The sequence below is a fragment of the Streptomyces sp. 13-12-16 genome (assembly GCF_002114215.1).
Classification (GTDB): domain Bacteria; phylum Actinomycetota; class Actinomycetes; order Streptomycetales; family Streptomycetaceae; genus Streptomyces.
Genome location: NZ_NCTE01000211.1, coordinates 3,771 through 6,686 on the forward strand (window position 1 = coordinate 3,771; position 2,916 = coordinate 6,686).

The window sequence follows — 2,916 nt, forward strand, 5'->3', positions numbered from 1 at the left end:
TCGGTGAAGACGGCCGGGTCGTGGTTGGCGGAGCCGAAGAGCATCGCGATCTCCGTGCCCCTCGGGATCACCTGGCCGTCGATCTCGATCTCGTCGAGGACCCAGCGTTCGAAGAGCTGGAGCGGGGTGTCGTAGCGCATCAGCTCCTCGACCGCCGTGGGGACCAGGGAGTGGTCCGCGCGCAGGGCGGCGAGCTGGTCGGGGTGGCGGAACAGGGCCCACCAGCCGTTGACCGTGGAGTTCACGGTGGCCTCGTGGCCCGCGTTCAGCAGCAGCACGCAGGTGGAGATCATCTCCTGCTCGGTGAGCCGGTCGTCGTCCTCGTCGTGGGCGGCGATCAGGCCCGAGATCAGGTCGTCGCCGGGGTTCTCGCGGCGCTCGGCGATCAGGCCGCGCAGGTAGTCGGAGAACTCGACCGACGCCCGGACCGCCCTCGCCGCCGTCTCCTCCGGCGGGTTCAGCTCGTACATGCCGCAGATCTCCGCCGACCAGGGGCGCAGCGGCGCCCGGTCGGACTCCGGGATGCCCAGCATCTCGGCGATCACCGCGACCGGCAGCGGCTCGGCGACGTCCTTGAGCAGGTCGCCGCCGCCCGCCGCCACCAGACCGTCGACCAGCTCACCGGCCAGCTGCTCGACGTACGGCCGCAGGCGCTCCACCGTGCGCGGGGTGAACGCCTTCGACACCAGGCGGCGGATGCGGGTGTGGTCCGGCGGTTCGAGGTCGAGCATGCCGTGGTCGTTGAGGGTGTGGAACGGCTCGTGCTCCGGCGGCGGGGCGGTGCGGCCGAACTCCTCGTGGGTGAAGCGGTGCTGGTAGGTCCGTCCCAGACGCCGGTCGCGGAGCAGTGCCGAGACGTCCGCGTGATGGGCGACCAGCCACTGGTCCGTCGGCTCGAAGTACCGCACCCGGCCCTGTTCCCGCAGCTCGGCGTAGGCGGGGTACGGGTCGGCGACGAACGCGGGGTCCCACGGGTCGAACGCGAGGTCGTCAAGGGCTGTCATGAACGGACGTTAGCCCGGCGACCCGCACCCTGGCCAGGGTCAGCCGGGGGTGACCAGCCGCGCCTCGTACGCGAACACCGCCGCCTGGGTGCGGTCGCGCAGGCCCAGTTTCACCAGGATGCGGCTGACGTGGGTCTTGATCGTGGACTCGGCGACCACCAGCCGTCCGGCGATCTCCGCGTTGGACAGGCCCTGCGCGATCAGCACCAGCACCTCCGTCTCCCGCTCGGTGAGGTCGCCGTACGCCGCCTGCGCGGACGGCATCAGGCGCGGGGCCTCGGACAGCTTGGAGAACTCGGTGATCAGGCGCCTGGTGACCGTCGGGGCGAGCAGCGCCTCGCCGGCCGCGACGACCCGTACCCCGTCGGCGAGCTGGCGGGCGGAGGCGTCCTTGAGGAGGAAGCCGGAGGCGCCCGCGCGCAGCGCCTGGTAGACGTACTCGTCGAGGTCGAAGGTGGTGAGCACCAGCACCTTCGCCGTGCCGTCGGCGGCGACGATCTCCCGGGTCGCCTCGATGCCGTTCAGCTCGGGCATGCGGATGTCCATGAGGACGACGTCGGGGGCGAGCTCGCGGACCCGCTCCACCGCCTCCCGGCCGTTGACGGCCTCGCCGACGACCTCGATGTCGGGCATCGCGCCCAGCAGGACCGAGAAGCCCTCGCGCACCATCATCTGGTCGTCCACGATCAGGACACGGATCGTCATGCGTCACCTTCGTTCACCGTGGCGACCGGCAGGAACACGGCGACCTCGTAGCCGCCGTCGTCCGTCGGGCCGGCCGTCATCTCGCCGTTCAGCATGGTGACCCGCTCGCGCATGCCGGTGATGCCGTGGCCGGCTCCGGGCGAGGGCTTGATCAGGTTCGGCTCCGGGGCCGGGTCGTTCACGACGCGCACGCCGAGGCCGCCGAGGACGTACCCGATCTCCACGCGGGCGCCCGCGCCGGGCGCGTGCCGCAGGCTGTTGCTCAGCGCCTCCTGCACGATCCGGTACGCCGACAGCTCCACCCCCTGCGGCAGCTCCCGCACCGCGCCGGTCACCACCTTCTCCACCCGCAGCCCCGCGTCGCGCACGTTGACCAGCAGCGCGTCCAGGTCGGCGAGGGTGGGCTGCGGGGCGTCCGGGGCCTCGTAGTCCTCGGCGCGGACCACGCCCAGGATGCGGCGCAGCTCGGTGAGGGCGGCCACCGCGTTCTCCCGGATGGTGAGGAAGGCGCGCTCCAGCTCCGGCGGCGGGTTCTCCACCCGGTAGGGCGCGGCCTCGGCCTGGATGGCGACCACCGACATGTGGTGGGCGACCACGTCGTGCAGCTCGCGGGCGATGGTGGTGCGCTCCTCCAGCAGGGTGCGCCGGGAGCGTTCGTGCGCGGTGACGGTCTGCTGGGCGGTCACCTCCTGCTGGGCGGTGCGCCTGACGTGCCAGAGACAGACCACGAGCAGGGCGAACGCGGACGTCACCATCATGGGCCCGCTGTTCGTGTAGTAGTACGACCCGCCGAAGAAGACGTCCGAGAGGAAGGCGTACGCGGCGGTCAGGACCCACATCCAGGCGGCGGTGCGGGGCCGGGTGCGCAGCGCCACGACGACCAGCACGGCCAGGTGGCAGATGAACGCGCCGGGCATCCACGGCCAGTCCCATCCGCCGCCGTTGATGATCGCGACCACCGGGGTCGCGGCGAGGGACAGCCAGAACGCGCCGACCGGCCGGACGAGGGTGGCGAGCACCGGGAGTGCGCACAGCACGCCGGTGAGCAGGGCCGGTACGTCGCCGCCGGGCAGGTCACCGCCCACCGCGCCCGCGCACAGGGCGATCAGCGCCAGCACCCCCACCACCGCGTGCGGGAGGTGCTGCGCGGCCGACCGCAGCCGGGCGGGCAGCCGGCGGACGAACGGGCCGTCCGTGCGCCGGGGCG

3 protein-coding genes are annotated in these 2,916 nt (G+C 72.6%); all 3 read right to left on the reverse strand.

From position 1 onward, the window contains the following. Positions 1–1,004 (reverse strand): cytochrome P450 (locus B7767_RS09700; RefSeq protein ID WP_085571832.1); only part of this gene is annotated, 1,004 nt, incomplete at its 3' end. A 39-nt stretch (positions 1,005–1,043) separates the two neighbouring features. Beyond that, positions 1,044–1,709, reverse strand: a complete 666-nt coding sequence (locus tag B7767_RS09705; RefSeq protein ID WP_085571833.1) for a response regulator transcription factor — start codon at positions 1,707–1,709, stop codon at positions 1,044–1,046. After that, positions 1,706–2,916 (reverse strand): sensor histidine kinase (locus B7767_RS09710; RefSeq protein ID WP_085571834.1); only part of this gene is annotated, 1,211 nt, incomplete at its 5' end. The genes B7767_RS09710 and B7767_RS09705, both read right to left, overlap by 4 nt.

Excerpts from the sequence above, each read along its gene's own strand:
- B7767_RS09705 (WP_085571833.1), bottom strand. The coding sequence starts at position 1,709 with ATGACGATCCGTGTCCTGATCGTGGACGACCAGATGATGGTGCGCGAG.